Raw genomic sequence first — 16,385 nt, forward strand, 5'->3', positions numbered from 1 at the left:
GAAGCTGCAGTATTCAGTTTATTCGCTTAACAGGCCGGGAGCCCTGTGTCAGCCAGTACCTATCGCTGTCCTCCGGCCGGATCTACTTTATCCCGCAGCCCATGCCGACGCCCGTTCGTCGGGATCGGTCTAGATAACAGCCATAGAGCTTGCCTGTTTTTTTTCTTTGGCTATGATGGGCTACATCACCCCGCCTTTCCTATTGTGCCCAACGCAACACTGGGTTGCTTTGGCGCTGCCGGCTTACGTCCGGCGTTATAAAAAACAGCAACGATCAAGGAGGTTCCAGGCTATGCAAACAACCGAAAATATAAGTGTGTCATCCACCGATCTGCAGCGCATTGAAGCCGTACTGCGGGGCCGGCCCGACACCGGATCAATGACAATTCAGGGACTCAGCGAAGAGCTGCGACGTGCGACCATTCTGCCGCCGCAGGACATTCCACCAACCGTGGTGACCATGAATTCCCGGGTCAAGTTCGCGATCGAACCAACCGGCAAAGTGTTCGAACTCACATTGGTGTACCCGAAAGACACGCAGGATAACCGGTCCGACGTGATTTCCATCACGGCACCGATTGGCAGTGCGCTGCTCGGCCTGTCTGTTGGCCAAACTATTGAATGGCCGTTACCGGGTGGTCATAACACCACGGTCCGCGTCGTCGATATAAGCTACCAGCCGGAACGCGAAGGCCACTTCCACCTGTAGGTACTGCACGGCAACGATACGCACCGGAGACCAGGCGCTGATTGTGGCCATCAGAAACGCCTGGTCATCTTGCGGTCGAACGGCTAATTGCCGACATCGAATTGCCCAATCTGAAGTAGTTGTTTCTCAACCCAGCGGCGGATATCGACCGGAGTACCGGAAAGGATACCGAGCTCGCACGCACTTTTCTGACTGTCGTATCGGCCGGCCAATTCGTTTCAGCAGCGGAACGACTGTTTGTTACGCGATCGTCGGTAAGTGCGCGGATCCAGTCACTGGAACAACAACTGGGTTATCTTCTGTTCGTGCGCAACAAGGCGGGCACTTTTCTCACCGCCGAAGGCCAGCTGTTTCAGAAGTACGCCGTCCCATTGTTGCGGACAGTCGAACGAGCGCATCAGGCCGTTGGCGTACCGCAAGGGTTTCGTGCGTTGTTGACGATAGGTGGTCGCTTTGCACTCTGGGACGATCTGCTGTTGCCCGATGTGCGGTTAACACCGCTCCGGCTTTGAACCCGTAGCCGCGCTGGACCGGTGGAGGCTGATAAGTCGCCGCGAAATACGGGCACGACATCACTGTGCTCCCGCGAAATAGACGGTGCCGATTGTTAACCCACAAATGAACGCTGCCCGTTCGGCCACTGCCGAACAAGACCGGAACCCGCAACGACGGCAAACCACCCCTTACCGTTCGTTGCGCGTCCCGACCCGGTACGGACTTCGTGGTTGTTAACGAATCGCGTACGTTACCTGCACCTGCACCGAAACACTTAATTGTCCGGGAGAAATCCCTGGTGCCGCCGATGCTTCGGCCATAGCGAATCGCGCGCCACCCATCATCGGCATTGGATAGCCGCCACCTAGCGACATCGTTATGGACTGTACGTCGCCAAGTTTCACGTCCGCCAGTTTGGCCAGCGCTTCTGCACGGTTACGGGCATCCGCCATCGCCGCCGCACGGGCAGCTTGTTCAAGCGCCGCGTTATCCTTCACGCCGAAGCTGATCCCGTGAACCGAATTGGCACCAGCGTCGGTCAGCGCCGCCAGTACCGCACCCACCTTGTCGATATCCGCAATCGTGACGTTGACTGATATTGTTGACGTTATAGCCGGTCACCGCGACTTCGCCATTGCCGCGTGGGTCATGCCGCTGCTCGGGCCAGATGCTGCAGTTCGTCGTCTGTATGTCTTTCTTGTCGATTCCATTCTTGTCCAGCGCCTGCATGATGCGCTCAACAATCTCCTGGTTCTCGCGCGCCGCCTCCGCAACAGTTGTTGCCTGAGTCTGCACACCCGCATTGACCTGCGCCTGATCCGGCTCCCCGGTTGCTTCGCCCTGGCCGACAACCGAAATACTGCGGCTGGCAGCGGCGGTGTCGGCCATGTGCGGGACCCGAGACGCTGGCAACGGCCAGTGCGAACACGACTAACCCGATTGATGCTTTGATTGACCTCACGTCCTTGCTCCTCAAGTCATTGAATAACTGATACTAATGGTGGACCGGCAGGCTTTGACCGTGAGCCGGCGAAGAAATTCCGCGCCCAGCTCTGGCGTGATCACCAGTCTGTTATGTGTATTAACGCCGGACCGAGGCAAACGGGGTTAGCAGCCACCGGAACGAGTAAACTACCCCTGTCTGCAACGCTGCGAGAATGAAGTGACTATCTGGAAAAAATCGCCCGACCTTAAAGCCATACAAGAGTTTAATTCAGGAACTGCCGTCGAGGCTCTCGGTATCGAGTTTACGGAAATCGGGGCTGATTTCCTGAAGGCCCGTATGCCTGTTGATGCCCGCACCTGCCAACCGTACGGATTACTGCACGGTGGCGCTTCCTGCTTGCTCGCCGAGTCCATGGGCTCGGTAGGTGCTTACCTGTCGGCTGATGAACCATTGCAGGCCGTTGGCACGGATATCAATGCCAGCCATGTTCGCAGTGCCACCAGCGGTTGGGTAAGCGGTATCGCACGCCCGATCAAACTGGGACGCCGCATGCAATTCTGGAGTATCGAAATCTTCGACGACGAAGCGAAACTCGTGTGTACAGCACGACTGACGATCGCCCTGGTCAATCGCAGCGGCAAGTAACAGGCTCGCCGGCGATGACGTCAACGGCACGAAGACATCGGCGCGGTTGATCAAACGACACTGATCCCGCGTCTGTTCGACCGGCTCGACAAACTACCCGACGTGCAAACATTCAGGACCGCGTTGCCGGCGCCTCGTCGATGAACTCTTGCCAGTCACTGTCGAGTGGCTTCGGTGTCAGCAGACTGGTGATGACCAGCGTCGACACGGAAACGATCAATGCCGGTATCGCAATGTAGTCAGTATCCATTGGGAAACTGATGCCCAGCACCGTTGTGCCGCTGTCCTTGAACACGGAATTCAACGTGGCAATTACAATGACGGTCAGCATTCCGGAGGCTATCGACAGCACGCCGGCAATGCGGGTTACGCGTTTCCAAAAGAATGCAGCAAGTAGCGGCGGCGCCAGCGACGCACCGATCATCGTGTAAGACATCAGCGCCATTTCAAGTATGGTTTCGAACTGACTCATCATCAGGTAGGCCAAAACGCCAATTACAACAATGCAACAACGCTGCATCCACACAACCTGTGACGACTTTGCATTCTTGTAGAAGAACGCTTGCAGAATATCGCGCGTGACATTGGTCGACGTGACCATAAGGAAGGTATTGCCGGTCGAGATAACGATAGCCGCACCTGCAGCCAGCAGCAGAGAGCCGATAATAACCGGCAACTGCTCGAAACCAATTCGCAGGATAATTTCTTCGGCCATTGCGCGGTTAACCGAACCATCTGCCAGGAAGAATCGCGGGTCGTCCGCGTAAATCGCGAATCCGACCAGTGCAATAAGCATCATGAGCGTTTCCACGATCACAACACCGAAGAACATGCCAAGAACCGCGCGCTTGGCGTTCTGCGCGTTATCCGCAGACGAGAACTTTTGGTACATGCTGGATTCGCTCATCAACAACAGGAAGGTTGGCAACGCGATGCCCACCACCCAGATAAAATCATGACCACCCATCGCGGAAAGGTGCGTCGGCTCGGTCTGTTGAATCGTCGCGATGACAGCATCCACACCACCATGCCCGGAAATAGCAAATGGCAATGTCAGAATCATGGCGAGTAACATGATGCTGCCATTGAAAACATCGATGGAAACGATGGAAACCATACCGGCCAGTACAGTGAAGCCGATAATCAGGACGGCAGCGATGATCATGCCTGTCTCCGGCGTTACCGAACCGTCTGCGAGGATGGCGATAAAGCGACCGCCACCTTTGAACTGGTAGCCCGCGATCACCATGTACGCAATGATGATGGTGATAGTCCCAGGCGCTTTGCCAGCTGGCTGTAACGCTTTTCCAGCAAATCCGTCAGCGTGTATTTCGCGATGCGCCGAACCCGGGCCGCAATGAAATAGACAACGAGTATTCCTACCCACGCTCCGAACGAGAACCACAGTTCGGATATACCAGTGCGAAAGGTCAGGCCGGCGGTGCCGAACAAGCTGCCTGATCCAATCCAGGTACAAACCAGCGTCGCAATCAGCATGTACACCGGCACGCCACGCCCGGCGACCATGAAGTCCTCATCTGTCTTGATCGTTCGGCTCTTGTAAACACTGATACCGAGCAAGAGAAGTACGTAGGTGGTCACAACGGCGATATAAATCATCAGGCGACTCTCTTTCAGATTGGTTTTAGGCGAGGGACCCGCAGAGCTACGCTATCACAAACCGCTGGGTTGCCACATGTGCGGACCCCGCCGTCATTCCACAGTGCTGGTGTATGCCGGCACGATTCATTCCCTAAAAGCCCGCTTTACCGTCCGCAAGATACAGCGCTTCTTCAGCCGTATCCGTACGCCCGAGTATACGATTGCGATGCGGAAAGCGGCCGAAGCGTTCAATGAGCTCCAAATGGTTGAGGGCATACTTGTCCGAGCCATAGCCCGCGATATTCAGCTCGCGCGTCTTGGTCAGTCCGAGCTGTTGCATCGCAAGGTCTTCCGCATGCCGCAACGGCAAATAGAAAAAGGAGCGTTGTTCCAGCGTGAGTTTTTTGTCGACGTCGTTGGCGATGCCGTCCAGCGTTTGCTGCAGCGCTTTGTCATCGGCAGCGAATGCATCAGCAGTGTCACGAAAAATATTCCGGGAAAACTGATCCAGCACGATGATCAGAGCGAGGTAGCCATCGGCCGTTTGGCACCAATGATCCAACTCACCGTTCTTCGCCTGAGTCAGGGCAGCGCCGAATCGTGCTTGCAGATCACGATCGAAATCCGGGTCCGCTTTGAACCAGCGTACTTTCTCAATGTCCTCGAACCAAAACTTCAGAACGTCGTCAGCAGTTACTACACTCATGGGGTAATTCACCTGTTCCGCTTCCGACCATAAAGGCAGCATTATCCAGAAAGGCCGCACCACCAACCAGTGTGTCATCGCAGATTCCCGTGCACGCAAGATCCGGCGCCTGCTTGCTGCAAAAGCCAGTGCCACGCGGCCCGTGAACCCTTTTTCTCTAACAAAAACAATAACCTAAAGAACCCTTGTTCAAGCGGCGAGGCAGCGATTCAGACCGCTGCGTCTACACACTTTCCGCTATAATCGCGCGCATCAGGTACAGAGAGGAACGCATGTGAGCGGACGCGCTCGGATTGTTAAATGGACTACTCGTCGCTATCGGCCTCGCCATTGGCGGCTATTTTATCGGTGACGGCTTTGTCAGCGCGCGTGCACTGGAACGCAGTGTTGAAGTCAAAGGGCTGGCAGAGCGGGATGTCATGGCGGACACCGCTATCTGGCCGATGCAGATTATGGTTGCCGGTAATGAACTCGAACCGCTGTTCACAGCAATCGAGAAACAAGGCACGCAGGTTCGCGCGTTTCTTCAAGAGAATGGTTTTACCACCGATGAAATCAGCGTCAGCGCACCGAGTGTTGTTGATCGTTTGGCGCGAGATTACTCCGACCCGAACGCGCACTTTCGCTATTCCGTAACTCAGGTCATCACGGTCTTCACGTCAAAGATTGACACGGTCCGCAGCGCTGGCCAGGAATTGGCGGCGCTCGGTAAAGCCGGCATCGTTCTGAATCAAAATGACTACAACTTTCAGACCCAGTTTCTGTTCAACGGCCTGAACGAACTGAAACCGGCAATGATCGAAAGAGGCGACGCAAAACGCCCGTGAAGTAGCGGCAAAATTCGCTGAGGACAGCGCCAGTCGCCTGGGCCGGATTCGAAACGCCAATCAGGGGCGATTCCAGATCAGCGACCGCGACAGCAACAACCCCCATATAAAGAAAGTGCGGGTGGTATCAACGGTCCGTTACTACCTCGTCGACTGAACTGCCCTGCACGGAGCGATATTGCCTCACAGGAACGAGGCTGGACGGCCACTTCGACGTTGCCAGCCTCCGGCGGGCATAAGCCGCTGAAAGGCCGGGACAGCGGAACGTATCCCGGCCTCGCCGTTCAGGCTTCCGGTCGCAATGCTACTTCGGGGTCAGGCGCAGCAAGCGACCCGCGCTATCGGCACGTTCATCCTCCAGCACCCACAACGCGCCATCCGGCCCCACAGTGATGTTGCGGATCCGCGCGCCCATCTTGTAACGCTCGACTTCACGTGCATTTGTACCGTCCACTTCGATGCGCACTATTGCCTGCGACGAAAGACCAGCCACGAGTAAATTGCCGCGCCAGTCATTGAACAAACTGCCGTCATACAGCGTCAGGTCCCCGGGGGAAACAACGGGTGTCCACCAGATCGCCGGTTTCGCAAACTCCGGGCGCGTGTCGTGGTCGGGAATTTCCATGCCGTTGTAGTGGTCGCCATTGGAGACGATCGGGTAGCCGTAGTTGGTAGCTCGCTGTACGGCATTGAGCTCATCACCGCCAGCCGGGCCCATCTCGATATCCCAGAGCTGCCCGGTGAGGTCGAAGGCGATACCTAAGGGATTACGATGCCCCAACGACCAGATTTCGCTGTGCACGCTGGTACCAGCAAGCAACGGATTCTCGTTAACGTAGTCCACGAACGGGTTGTCGCGTGGCACGCTGCCGTCGTCGTTCAGGCGGAGGATCTTGCCGATATTGGACTGCATGTCCTGCGCCGGCAGAAACTTCTGCCGGTCACCTGACGAGACCCAAAGGTAGCCGTCATCGTCGAACAGCAAGCGATGACCGTAGTGACCGTAGTCAAAAACCTTCGGGTGCTGACGCCAGATAACCTCAACGTCAGTAAGCGCTGCACCGCGATCATTCAGATTAAGAACGCCTCGCGCGACCGCGGCACCGCGCGTATTGCCTATGCCCGCTTCGGCGTAACTCAGGTATACAAGACCGTTGCTCGAGAAATCCGGGTGCAGCGCGACATCTCCGAGCCCGCCCTGGCCATAGTAATCAACGTCCGGGACGCCTGAAATTGCGCGCGATTTGTCCCCGTCCTGACTGGCGAGGAACAGGTTGCCGGTTTTTTCAGTAACCAACATACGGCCGTCCGGTAAAAATGCGAGCGCCCACGGCTCGTTGAAGTCGGCGATGACCTCTACGTTGAAAGGCCGGTCTTCCTGTGCGTGTAAATTCGACACCGATAGTAAGACCAGTACCGCGGTTGTAAGGAATCTGTTCATGTTGGCACCTTGGTTGCGAACCCTTGGTCTATTAGAGACCACACAGAGTATAGGTAAGTTCTGCGAGTCTCAATTTGCCGCCCGTCACCTGCGGAATCGCGCGTGCGGAAGTCGCCATTGAGCTGCGATGACGGCGCCGGGACTTTCACCTGTTACCCGACCAAAGCAGCAAATTGCGCAATCCGGGCCATGTTACAAACCGAAACAGATTGATACGGCTGCGTCACCCTTTCGCCGGTGGCAATTGTGAGACTTACCGTCCCTTGTTTAGCTCACCGATATTGAGGACGGCAACATGAGTAACTTTTTGCGCATCGCACTACCATTTTTCCTGTTTGCGTTTGCTGGCTGCAGCAGCTCGTCAGACTCCGGCAATATCGCAACCCCTCTGCCGCCTGCTGCACAGGGCAACGCTTCGGTACAAATTCTGCACGCATCGCCAGACGCACCGGCGGTCAACATTCGCGTCAGCAGTACGGAAATCAATGACGTCGATTACAAGACCGGCACCGGAATCCTGAGCCTGCCGAACAATGTCTACACCGTCCAGGTTGATGGCATCCTGCCAGACGGAACCACGACAGTAATCGGTCCCGTGCAACTACCGTTCGCGGCCAATGTGCGCTACAGCGTGCTGGCCATTGGTGATGTCGCCAACATTTCGGCGCTCGTGCTGGAACAGCCGGATACAGCAGTACCCGCAGGCTCAACGCGGCTTCGCGTCGTGCATGGCGCGCCGCTGGCAGGTCCCGTTGACGTCTATGTGACTGCACCGAATGCCGACCTCAGCGCAAGCGCCCCGGTTGGAACCTTCGATTTCGGCGGTGATCTTGGCCCGGTCGACGTAACGGCAGGCGACTACCAAATCCGGGTTACTGTTGCGGGCGATCCGACAGCACTGGCATTCGACTCTGGCACGGTCGCTTTGACTGACGGCGCGAACCTGCTGATAACCGCGGTTGAAAACACACTGACGGGACCGGCACCAGTAAGCCTGGTCCTGCAGGACGGCACGGGTTCCAGTGAGCTGCTGGACGTACGTACCTCCGCCGACGTGCGGGTTGTACATGCCTCGCCCGACGCGCCAGAAGTCGACATTGTCGTCGACGATGACTTCGCCAACCCGCTCGTACCGGGCCTCGCGTTTCCGGAGTTCACTCCTTTTGTCAGCGTGCCGCCCGCGACCTACAACATCAAGGTAACTGACGCTGCAACGCAGAGTGTTATCGCCATTGATGTTGATCTCGACCTCATGGCCGGCACTCGCTACAACGTTCTGGCAGTCGACAACCTGGTCAGCATCGAACCGTTGCTCGCAATCGACGATCCACGCCCGGTCGCAACGGAGTCGAAAGTCCGAATCATCCACGCCGCGCCCGCGGCAGGTGATGTCGATATCTACGTAACTGCGCCGCAAACTGACATTAATACGGTCGATGCGACGCTCAGCGACATTCCGTTTCAGGCGAACACCGGTTTTCTCTCACTGATGCCGGGCGACTACGAAGTGACGGTGACGACGGCCGGCAGCAAGACCGCGGCAATCGGCCCGGCGGCGATTTCGATCGCTGGCGGCGGCGTCTACACGGCTGTCGCCCGGGATGCAGTGGGTGGCGGTGCTCCATTCGGCCTGATTCTGATGGACGATTTTGTCGCGCCGTAATCAGTTTACTTGGGCAACATTCCCAACCCCGTCTTTGGCGGGGTTTTTTTTTGTTTCAGGCAGTGCCCACACTGGAACCGTTGCAAGCGAAGACTCGAGCGGTAACTGGCCGCGAAATCGATCGCTCTCAGATCAGCAAGAGATGGTTGTCCCAACGCTCGGCAAAGATGCCGTCGCGATGAAGCGGCGGCGAACCGGCTTCGGCCCGGACACTGTAGAGTTGACCGTAGCCGGTACTTAGTTTCAAGCCTCCATCGTGCGCACTGGCAACGCCGGCAACATCACGAATGCGCCATTGGTCTTGCTGCTCCAGTGTTGCGAGATTCCACAGCGAGGCAACCCCACCGCGTGGCGCTGTCAATACGGCGAAATGGCCATCCTGGCTGACAGCTACACTGGCAATATAGTTGCGATGGCTGCGCCAGGTTGCCGGGCCCGCGCGGCCTGCTTGCAGTTGATCCTCACCGCGGTGCCTCAGCAGCAGGGGAACGATCTCCGCGCTGTCGCCTTCGTACTGAACGCCAATGACCACGTGGTCCTCCGGCGTAACAGCAAGATGGCGCAAACTCATCAGGTGATCGTCCGGGAAGTAGCGCGCAATGGTTTTGCCGCTTGCTGCATCGAGGTACACCAGCGACGGCTGCATTGTCGGAATGTTTAGTTTTTCGCGCTCGCTATCCGGGTGGGTTTCTATACCGCCGTTGGCGACAACGAGCGTTTTTCCGTCGCTCAGGAAAGCCATATCGTGTGGCCCCACTCCGCCCGAGTCGAACTCACCCAGCCGGCGAAAGCCATCGTACGTATCCCAAACGGCAATTACACCACGACGCTTTTCGTAGTCGTTTTCGCTGGTGTACAACAATCCGTCCGCGGCGAGAGCGCCGTGACCGTAATAGTGCCGACCGGCCGGGCTGTGCAGAGTACGCACCAATACACCTGCATCGATATCGACGACGTAAGCCACCGGTGCGGGGCGGCGCCCGATGTACATTGCGTCGCGCTCTGAGAGCAAGACGATATCGTGTGCGCGGTGCGGCACAGGGATACGGTATTTCAGGTTGCCGTTGCCGTCGATTGCGGCAAGAAAGTGCTGACCATCGACGTCGTCACAAGCGGAAAGCAGGAGTTGCTGACTTTCGCCAGAGTAACGCCAGGCTATCGCACTAACGGCAGCCGCACCGCAGGCGAGCAGTAGTCCACGCCGTTGTTGGTCAATCGCCATCTTTGTCGTTGAAGCCAAGCGTAATACCGAGAACCGGCGGCACTTCGTTCTTGAGTGTTTGCACCAGCGACGTCATGGCGTCGTAGTACCGGGTTAGTTCGTCCGTGTGCTCAGACAGGTTGACGGCATCGAACAACACCAGATCAACAGGCGTCGCAGTCTGAACCGCGACGAATTGTTGCTCGATAGTGTCGGCCAGAGCAGTCGCTCCCTTCGCCCGCAGCAAGTCGTCAATGCCGAAGGCATCGGGGTCTGAACCGGCGCTGTATAAGTGACGCGCACCATCGATGGATGCCGTAATCAAAGGTAAGGAATAACGCGAGCGCCACGCTTCAACTGCATACGGTTGCGCGATTCCCAACTCGTTACGCAATCCGAGTGCATCTGCCAGCTTGTCGTTCTTCGCCACTTCAAGGGCCGCGAGAATGCTGTCGAAGAGTGCTGCGAGCGCGTCAGCAGTGTCAGCGAAGTCGGGTTTGTCAGCATCAGGTGTTGTGAATACGGCGGAATAATCACCACCCTCTTTCGCCCAGCCATCGCTGAGCCGGGTAGCGACGCCCAGCGTATGATCGCTGATCAATTGCAGGAGTTTGCAACGCCGTTCTGCTGCCGGATCAGCTTCGAGATAAACCGACAATGCACCGCCCTGCTCATCAAACAGCAGATACTCGGCTGCCGAGAGACCCTGAATTACAACGCTGTCGGCTTCAAGCTTCGCCGCCGTCAAAGCCTCATCGCTGGCAAGCAGGCTCTCGATCTTTTGCCGAATCAGGTTGTTGCGATCAGGCCAGAACTGCACGCGCCACGCCTGATTGTCGACGGTCACCGGGCCAAAACTGACAACCTGTAATCGCTGCCAGTCGTACATTGCTGTACGCCAGGCAGCCTGCGCCTTGTTAATGCCGTTGTCGTCTGGCGCAGTACAAAACGCTGTTGCTTCATCGCGGAACGCGCGTGCTGCCGTCTCGAAATCCGCGTGCATCGGCAGAATCGAATGTTCGGTAACGGTTTGCAGTACCCGCACTTCATCAGAAACCGGCGCGCTGCAGGCCACGAACAGGCCAGCCATCAACGCCGCAAGACTGATTGTTCGCATCACAGCGACGCCAGAAACCGTAAGAGCGCTTTGCGATCAGCAGGCGATAACGCCGCTACCGAATCCCGCGATGCCTGCGCTTCACCACCGTGCCAAAGGATGGCTTCCAGCAGTGTTCGGGCACGGCCGTCGTGCAAATAGTAGCCGCGACCACCGACAGTCTCGGTCAGACCGATCCCCCACAACGGCGGCGTACGCCATTCGCTGCCACTGGCTGCAAACTCGGGGCGATGGTCCGCCAGACCTTCACCCATGTCGTGCAGTAGCAGATCCGTGTACGGCGCGATTGGTTGGTTGGAAAGCCACTCGTCAGCGGCGCGTCCCGTAGTGAATCCCGGCACATGGCAGGCAACACAACCACTATCGCGAAAGATCTCGATACCCCGGACGACTTCGGGGTTGCTGGTATCACGGCGCGAGGGCACGGCCAGATTGCGACTGTAAAAAGTAACCTGGCGGAGAATTTCTTCACTGACTTCCGGGTTACCGCCGCTTGCCTGTTGTAGACAGTCCTGCTGTGCAGCCGTGCAATTGGCACCGGTGAACAGGTGCGTGGTTATACCCATGTCACCATTGAACGCCGCCGCGTTCTGCTGCTCCAGGGTCGGCTGTCCGGCTTTCCAGCCAAAACGACCGATGGCCGGACGTTGCTCCTGAACATCCCACACGATATTAAGCCGACCCGAAATACCATCGCCGTCACTGTCATCAGGATCGGCCAGTGCTTGCAGCGCTTCCGCCGGGATAGCAGCAAGCAGGCCGAGCCCGATCATGGGCGGTGCGATACGGACCGAGGTCATTACGTCGTCGTGCATGGGCCCGTAACCCAGCTCGTCGATATGCAGCGTTGGGCGGCGTAGTGAAATTGGTGGCTCGCCGTTAAGCTGCACTTCGTGCTCTTGGTAACTGAGGCGGATCTGTCCTTCCGCGGCAATTCCGGGAACGGCGAAGTCCTGCAACTGGCCCCCGTAAACCGGATCACCAACAGTGCCGTCCTCGTCCACCCTCGCCGCATCATCGCTGGTCGGCGGAATACTCAGCCGCACGAGCATAGACACAGCATTGTCACCTTCACGCTCGGGCGGATGCCCTCGACCGTCTTTTATGTGGCAGTTCTGGCAGGCATTCGTGTTGTAGAGCGCGCCCAGACCGTCGCGCGCATCGGTACTCGCTGGGGCAATAACCCACGCATTTCGGAAGAAGCTGTTACCGACAGAGAAATCCAGCCGCTCCCGCAAAGGCATGTTGCCGGAAGGGAGTGAGTACGCATTTCTGGTGGCGTTATTAACAGACGCAGCGCCGCCACTCGCCTCGTGGAAATCCGGCGTCGATGCAACAGCGCCGCCAACCAGGAGGAGCAAGCCTGCGCCACACAGGTTGATTCTAGAAAGTGTGATCTGCGTTGTCCGGAGTGAGCTTGTCAATTCCAATTGCCCGCGCCACTCGAGTCAGTGCGTCCGTTTCAACGACGAGCGCATCGATCGCGGCGTTGATAATTTGTCGGCCTTCGGCGTTCGCGGGCGCGATCATCTGATCGAACTTCATACCGCCCTCTGCCTTGTCGACCATCGCCTGCAAAGCTTGCCCGGTATTCTCGATGGCTGTGCGGGCCTGACGATCAACCGCTGGATCGGCTTCTGCAGCCAGTGCAGCTAACGACGGGCCTGTTACCTGCTCGCCATTGATACGTCGGTATTCACCCAGATAGACATTGCGTATTCCGAGCGCGTTATGGAAATGTGACCAGTGCGTGTTGTCGCTGAAGCAATCGTGTTCATCTTCCGGTGAATTTGCCTCGAGCGCGACTTTCATGCGCTCTCCGGCCAGCTCGCCGAGTGCAAGGCTGCCCATGCCGAATATCATCCGGGTTAAGCCGGCATTCCCGTCGAGGGTTAGTAACTCGTGTCGGTAGTTGTCGTTCCGGCCGGGGGCCCATTGAGCAACCATGTAGTCGAGATCTGAAACCAGCAAGGCAGTAACAGTTCGCAAATAATCAGCGCGACGTTCGCAATGGCCGTGCGTGCATTCTTCGCCTTGCAGGAAATCCGTGTACGGCCGTGTACCGGCACCGGCGTTTGTTCCATTCAGATCCTGCCCCCACAGCAGGAATTCGACGGCGTGATACCCGGTGGCAACATTCACTTCCGAGCCACCGAGTTCATTGAGGCTCGCCAGCAATTCAGGTTCGAGGTTCGTAAGGTCGAGCTCGGTACGACCAAGTTGTACCGACTGATTGGCGATGATGTTCAGCTGACCACCGGGATTGCCGAGCTGTGGCTGATAGTTGTCAGCCACGTAGTCAATGAGTCCTTCGTCCAACGGCCAGGCATTCAGCTGCGCTTCCCAGTCGTCAACGATGGCATTACCGAACCGAAAGACTTCGCTTTGTTGATACGGCACACGTGCCGCAATCCACGCCTGCCGGGTAGCAACCAGCCCGGCCTCGTCAGGTGCCGCCAGAAATTCTTCGATGCTGGCCTGCAACAAACGCGCAGCAATGGCGCTGTCCTCGTACACAGCATGAGCGATGTCGGCATAGGTGGAGAGGACCTGATTTTGGGTGACCGCGCCGGCAGGTGTCATTACAGAGCCAGCCATCACGAGCAGGAGAATGGTTCTTAGAGTACGCATGGTTGATGGATTCGACGTGCAGAAAAGCCTGGAGGAACAAGGGTAGGTGAAATAAGAATCATTATCAATAAATACGTAAGCAACTGATTATCAGTTCATTATCGACTCGGCTCAACCCGTCAGACCTGACCGTTTTCGGCGGCCATCGGCTACGTACTGTGCCGGCTCAACGTCACAATACCGCACCTAAATACGATTGATAATGATTCTCATTACTGTTAATTTCGCCGTCACATTGTGTGCCGCAGGCAGTTTTGCTAACCGCCCATCATCAACATTGACCTTTGACGGAGTTTTCACCATGCGTTTGCGTCCTGCGCTGATCGCCACATTAGCCCTGAGCCCCCTGACCACCCTCGCGCAAACCGAGAACACCGAAGAAATCGTGGTGACTGCGAGCCGCGCCGAGAAACCACGCAACACGATTCCCAACACTGTCACCGTGATCGGCGAGACTGACCTGCAACAGCAGCTCAATCTCGGCGGCGACCTGTCCACCGTCCTCGGCAATCCGATACCTAGCTTCTCGCCGAGCCGCCGAAAGCTGACCAGCGCAGGCGAAAGCCTGCGCGGCCGCGACCCGTTGTATCTCGTAGATGGAGTGCCGCAATCCAACCCGCTACGCGACGGGTCGCGTGACGCTTACACCATTGATCCGCTGATGCTCGAACGCGTCGAAGTCATCCATGGAGCAAATGCGATCCATGGCCTGGGCGCATCCGGCGGCATCATCAACCTGATAACGCGAACACCCGGCGACGACCTGCAACAAAGTCTGCGGGTCGAATCGACACTGCAAGATGAGAACGCGGCGGACAGTCTGGGCTACGGCATTAACTACAGCGTGTCCGGGCGATTCGACGCCGTTGACGTGATTGCCAGCGTTGCGTACCGGCAAAGCGGGATCGCCTATGACGCCGACGGCCGCGTCATCGGATTCGACAATACCCAGGGCGACACGATGGACGCCGACATGCTGAATGTATTCATCAAAGGCGGATACAACTGGGATGACCAGCGGCTGGAACTTACCGTTAACGATTTCGAATTGTCCGGCAACAACGACTGGGTTGCGATCCCTGGCAACATTGCCAGCGGAATTCCGACCACGGCCGAAGAAGGGGTCGTGCCGGGCATTGCACCAACGAACGATGTCCGCATGATCGGCGGCAGCTACGCGAACGAAGATGTCTTCGGACAGTCGTTGCGCCTGCAGATATTCCAGCAGAGCTTTGCAGGCGCTGCCGGCGGCGGCATCTTCGCCACCTTTCAGGACCCGGCACTGGGGAACGACATTTTCGATCAGTCGCAGAATGAGTCGGACAAGACCGGCGCAAAACTGACTCTCGCTGTCGACAGGTTCGGAAACGTACCCGTAAGTCTCGTGTATGGCCTGATCTCTTGCGCGATGAAACGACGCAAGTTCTTGCGCAAACGGGACGCGCATGGGTGCCGGAATCGAGCTACCAGAACAGGTCTTTGTTCGCGCAGGCAGAATTTTCGGGAATCGAGCGTCTGACTATCACGGCAGGCGTACGCCACGAGAAGGCGAAGCTTGACGTTGACGATTTCACTACCCTGGCATCTTATAACGGCGGTCAGTTTGTTGCTGGTGGCGAACCGGATTTTTCCGAGACACTCTTTAACGCTGGTGCCGTGTTCAAGGCAACTGACCGCTTGCGAGTATTCGCCAACGCGTCAGAAGGATTTTCAATGCCGGACGTTGGCCGTGTTCTGCGCGGCATCAACACGCCCGGCCAGAGTGTCGAATCGTTCTTGAACCTCACGCCGATCGTGACCAACAACGCCGAGATCGGCATCGAACACACAACAGAAACGACCTCTTTGCAGTTGAGTTACTACACCTCCGAATCTGATTTCGGCCAGCGCCTGCAACTGAACGGTGATGGCATTTACATGGTCCAACGGGAGCAAATGGACATTGATGGCATCGAATTGCGGCTGCGCTGGCGAGCCAGCAGCGATGACACACTGGACCTGCGGTATGCACACACGGACGGCCAGTACGATTCAGATGGCGACGGCAGTGTAGATACGGATCTGGCGGGCGCCAATGCAACGCCGGACAGAATCAACCTTAGCTGGGAGAGAATCTGGACGGACCGAATCAGTTCGCGATTGCAGGTGAACCACCTGCTGGATCGTACTTTTCGTGACGCCACCGGCGCGAGCAGCTCTGAGTTTGACGGCTACACCACGCTCGATGTAAGCAGCGACATCAAGGTTGGTAACGGCGTAGCGCAAGTCGGGGTGCAAAACCTTACCAATGAAGACTATTTCACTTACTTCTCACAAACGATCGGCAACAATGACAGGAACTTCAAAGGCCACGGCCGCACGATTCGCCTGTCCTACCGCATGGAATTCTGAGGCTGGTTGAA

General features: G+C 57.1%; 17 protein-coding genes. 7 read left to right on the forward strand and 10 right to left on the reverse strand.

Annotated features, from left to right (window positions below):
- Nucleotides 1-292 precede the first annotated feature (292 nt).
- Both rnk and AC0L8N_RS07270 read left to right on the forward strand, forming a co-directional pair.
- Nucleotides 293-709 (forward strand): nucleoside diphosphate kinase regulator, encoded by a 417-nt coding sequence (gene rnk, locus AC0L8N_RS07265; RefSeq protein WP_473666933.1) that lies wholly within the window; start codon nt 293-295, stop codon nt 707-709.
- Between the two features lie 119 nt (nt 710-828).
- Entirely contained in the window at nt 829-1,221 is a 393-nt protein-coding gene (locus AC0L8N_RS07270) for a LysR family transcriptional regulator (RefSeq protein WP_473666935.1), read from the forward strand.
- A gap of 216 nt (nt 1,222-1,437) precedes the next feature.
- Here AC0L8N_RS07270 and AC0L8N_RS07275 read toward each other — a convergent pair whose 3' ends face one another.
- Together AC0L8N_RS07275 and AC0L8N_RS07280 are read right to left on the reverse strand one after the other, a co-directional pair.
- Nucleotides 1,438-1,767: an SIMPL domain-containing protein gene (locus AC0L8N_RS07275; protein ID WP_473666936.1), complete on the reverse strand. Its 330-nt coding sequence runs from the start codon at nt 1,765-1,767 to the stop codon at nt 1,438-1,440.
- Nucleotides 1,691-2,092: an SIMPL domain-containing protein gene (locus AC0L8N_RS07280; protein ID WP_473666937.1), complete on the reverse strand. Its 402-nt coding sequence runs from the start codon at nt 2,090-2,092 to the stop codon at nt 1,691-1,693. The genes AC0L8N_RS07275 and AC0L8N_RS07280 overlap by 77 nt, the downstream gene beginning before the upstream one ends.
- Nucleotides 2,093-2,366: 274 nt before the next feature.
- Here AC0L8N_RS07280 and AC0L8N_RS07285 point away from each other — a divergent pair, with 274 nt between their 5' ends.
- Nucleotides 2,367-2,795, forward strand: a complete 429-nt coding sequence (locus tag AC0L8N_RS07285; protein ID WP_473666938.1) for a hotdog fold thioesterase — start codon at nt 2,367-2,369, stop codon at nt 2,793-2,795.
- A 112-nt stretch (nt 2,796-2,907) separates the two neighbouring features.
- On the opposite strand, the gene AC0L8N_RS07290 is transcribed toward AC0L8N_RS07285, so the two are convergent.
- From AC0L8N_RS07290 to AC0L8N_RS07300, 3 genes are all read right to left on the reverse strand, one after another.
- Nucleotides 2,908-4,044 carry a sodium:solute symporter family protein gene (locus AC0L8N_RS07290; RefSeq protein ID WP_473666939.1) on the reverse strand — a complete coding sequence of 379 codons (1,137 nt, stop codon included), beginning with the start codon at nt 4,042-4,044 and terminating at the stop codon, nt 2,908-2,910.
- Nucleotides 4,038-4,415 (reverse strand): sodium:solute symporter family transporter, encoded by a 378-nt coding sequence (locus AC0L8N_RS07295; protein ID WP_473666940.1) that lies wholly within the window; start codon nt 4,413-4,415, stop codon nt 4,038-4,040. The genes AC0L8N_RS07290 and AC0L8N_RS07295 overlap by 7 nt, the downstream gene beginning before the upstream one ends.
- Nucleotides 4,416-4,548: 133 nt before the next feature.
- Nucleotides 4,549-5,103, reverse strand: coding sequence for a DUF924 family protein (locus AC0L8N_RS07300; protein ID WP_473666941.1), 555 nt, complete (start codon nt 5,101-5,103; stop codon nt 4,549-4,551).
- 293 nt (nt 5,104-5,396) lie between these two features.
- Here AC0L8N_RS07300 and AC0L8N_RS07305 point away from each other — a divergent pair, with 293 nt between their 5' ends.
- Nucleotides 5,397-5,930 carry an SIMPL domain-containing protein gene (locus AC0L8N_RS07305; RefSeq protein WP_473666942.1) on the forward strand — a complete coding sequence of 178 codons (534 nt, stop codon included), beginning with the start codon at nt 5,397-5,399 and terminating at the stop codon, nt 5,928-5,930.
- Between the two features lie 304 nt (nt 5,931-6,234).
- Here AC0L8N_RS07305 and AC0L8N_RS07310 read toward each other — a convergent pair whose 3' ends face one another.
- Entirely contained in the window at nt 6,235-7,371 is a 1,137-nt protein-coding gene (locus AC0L8N_RS07310) for a PQQ-dependent sugar dehydrogenase (RefSeq protein ID WP_473666943.1), read from the reverse strand.
- A 295-nt stretch (nt 7,372-7,666) separates the two neighbouring features.
- Here AC0L8N_RS07310 and AC0L8N_RS07315 point away from each other — a divergent pair, with 295 nt between their 5' ends.
- Nucleotides 7,667-9,034, forward strand: a complete 1,368-nt coding sequence (locus AC0L8N_RS07315; protein WP_473666944.1) for a DUF4397 domain-containing protein — start codon at nt 7,667-7,669, stop codon at nt 9,032-9,034.
- Between the two features lie 127 nt (nt 9,035-9,161).
- Here AC0L8N_RS07315 and AC0L8N_RS07320 read toward each other — a convergent pair whose 3' ends face one another.
- Genes AC0L8N_RS07320 through AC0L8N_RS07335 form a run of 4 tightly spaced genes read right to left on the reverse strand, consistent with a single transcriptional unit; the run spans nt 9,162 to nt 13,983 of the window.
- Nucleotides 9,162-10,274, reverse strand: a complete 1,113-nt coding sequence (locus AC0L8N_RS07320; RefSeq protein ID WP_473666945.1) for a DUF1513 domain-containing protein — start codon at nt 10,272-10,274, stop codon at nt 9,162-9,164.
- Nucleotides 10,246-11,352 carry an imelysin family protein gene (locus tag AC0L8N_RS07325; RefSeq protein ID WP_473666947.1) on the reverse strand — a complete coding sequence of 369 codons (1,107 nt, stop codon included), beginning with the start codon at nt 11,350-11,352 and terminating at the stop codon, nt 10,246-10,248. The genes AC0L8N_RS07320 and AC0L8N_RS07325 overlap by 29 nt, the downstream gene beginning before the upstream one ends.
- Nucleotides 11,352-12,713 carry a di-heme oxidoreductase family protein gene (locus AC0L8N_RS07330; protein ID WP_473666948.1) on the reverse strand — a complete coding sequence of 454 codons (1,362 nt, stop codon included), beginning with the start codon at nt 12,711-12,713 and terminating at the stop codon, nt 11,352-11,354. Before AC0L8N_RS07330 ends, AC0L8N_RS07325 begins: the two co-directional genes overlap by 1 nt.
- Before the next feature lie 22 nt (nt 12,714-12,735).
- On the reverse strand, nt 12,736-13,983 hold the full coding sequence (locus AC0L8N_RS07335) for an imelysin family protein (RefSeq protein WP_473666949.1): 1,248 nt from the start codon (nt 13,981-13,983) through the stop codon (nt 12,736-12,738).
- 301 nt (nt 13,984-14,284) lie between these two features.
- Here AC0L8N_RS07335 and AC0L8N_RS07340 point away from each other — a divergent pair, with 301 nt between their 5' ends.
- Together AC0L8N_RS07340 and AC0L8N_RS07345 are read left to right on the forward strand one after the other, a co-directional pair.
- Complete coding sequence (locus AC0L8N_RS07340; RefSeq protein ID WP_473666950.1) at nt 14,285-15,502, forward strand: TonB-dependent receptor plug domain-containing protein; 1,218 nt, start codon at nt 14,285-14,287, stop codon at nt 15,500-15,502.
- Nucleotides 15,463-16,374 carry a TonB-dependent receptor domain-containing protein gene (locus tag AC0L8N_RS07345; protein WP_473666951.1) on the forward strand — a complete coding sequence of 304 codons (912 nt, stop codon included), beginning with the start codon at nt 15,463-15,465 and terminating at the stop codon, nt 16,372-16,374. The genes AC0L8N_RS07340 and AC0L8N_RS07345 overlap by 40 nt, the downstream gene beginning before the upstream one ends.
- Nucleotides 16,375-16,385: the final 11 nt, after the last annotated feature.

This window comes from Woeseia sp. D3-10 (genome assembly GCF_055809415.1).

Coding starts and splice junctions, on each gene's coding strand:
- AC0L8N_RS07325 (WP_473666947.1), bottom strand. CDS start 11,352: ATGCGAACAATCAGTCTTGCGGCGTTGATGGCTGGCCTGTTCGTGGCC.
- AC0L8N_RS07335 (WP_473666949.1), bottom strand. CDS start 13,983: ATGCGTACTCTAAGAACCATTCTCCTGCTCGTGATGGCTGGCTCTGTA.
- AC0L8N_RS07290 (WP_473666939.1), bottom strand. CDS start 4,044: ATGGTGATCGCGGGCTACCAGTTCAAAGGTGGCGGTCGCTTTATCGCC.
- AC0L8N_RS07315 (WP_473666944.1), top strand. CDS start 7,667: ATGAGTAACTTTTTGCGCATCGCACTACCATTTTTCCTGTTTGCGTTT.
- AC0L8N_RS07280 (WP_473666937.1), bottom strand. CDS start 2,092: ATGGCCGACACCGCCGCTGCCAGCCGCAGTATTTCGGTTGTCGGCCAG.
- AC0L8N_RS07300 (WP_473666941.1), bottom strand. CDS start 5,103: ATGAGTGTAGTAACTGCTGACGACGTTCTGAAGTTTTGGTTCGAGGAC.
- AC0L8N_RS07295 (WP_473666940.1), bottom strand. CDS start 4,415: ATGATTTATATCGCCGTTGTGACCACCTACGTACTTCTCTTGCTCGGT.
- AC0L8N_RS07340 (WP_473666950.1), top strand. CDS start 14,285: ATGCGTTTGCGTCCTGCGCTGATCGCCACATTAGCCCTGAGCCCCCTG.
- rnk (WP_473666933.1), top strand. CDS start 293: ATGCAAACAACCGAAAATATAAGTGTGTCATCCACCGATCTGCAGCGC.
- AC0L8N_RS07310 (WP_473666943.1), bottom strand. CDS start 7,371: ATGAACAGATTCCTTACAACCGCGGTACTGGTCTTACTATCGGTGTCG.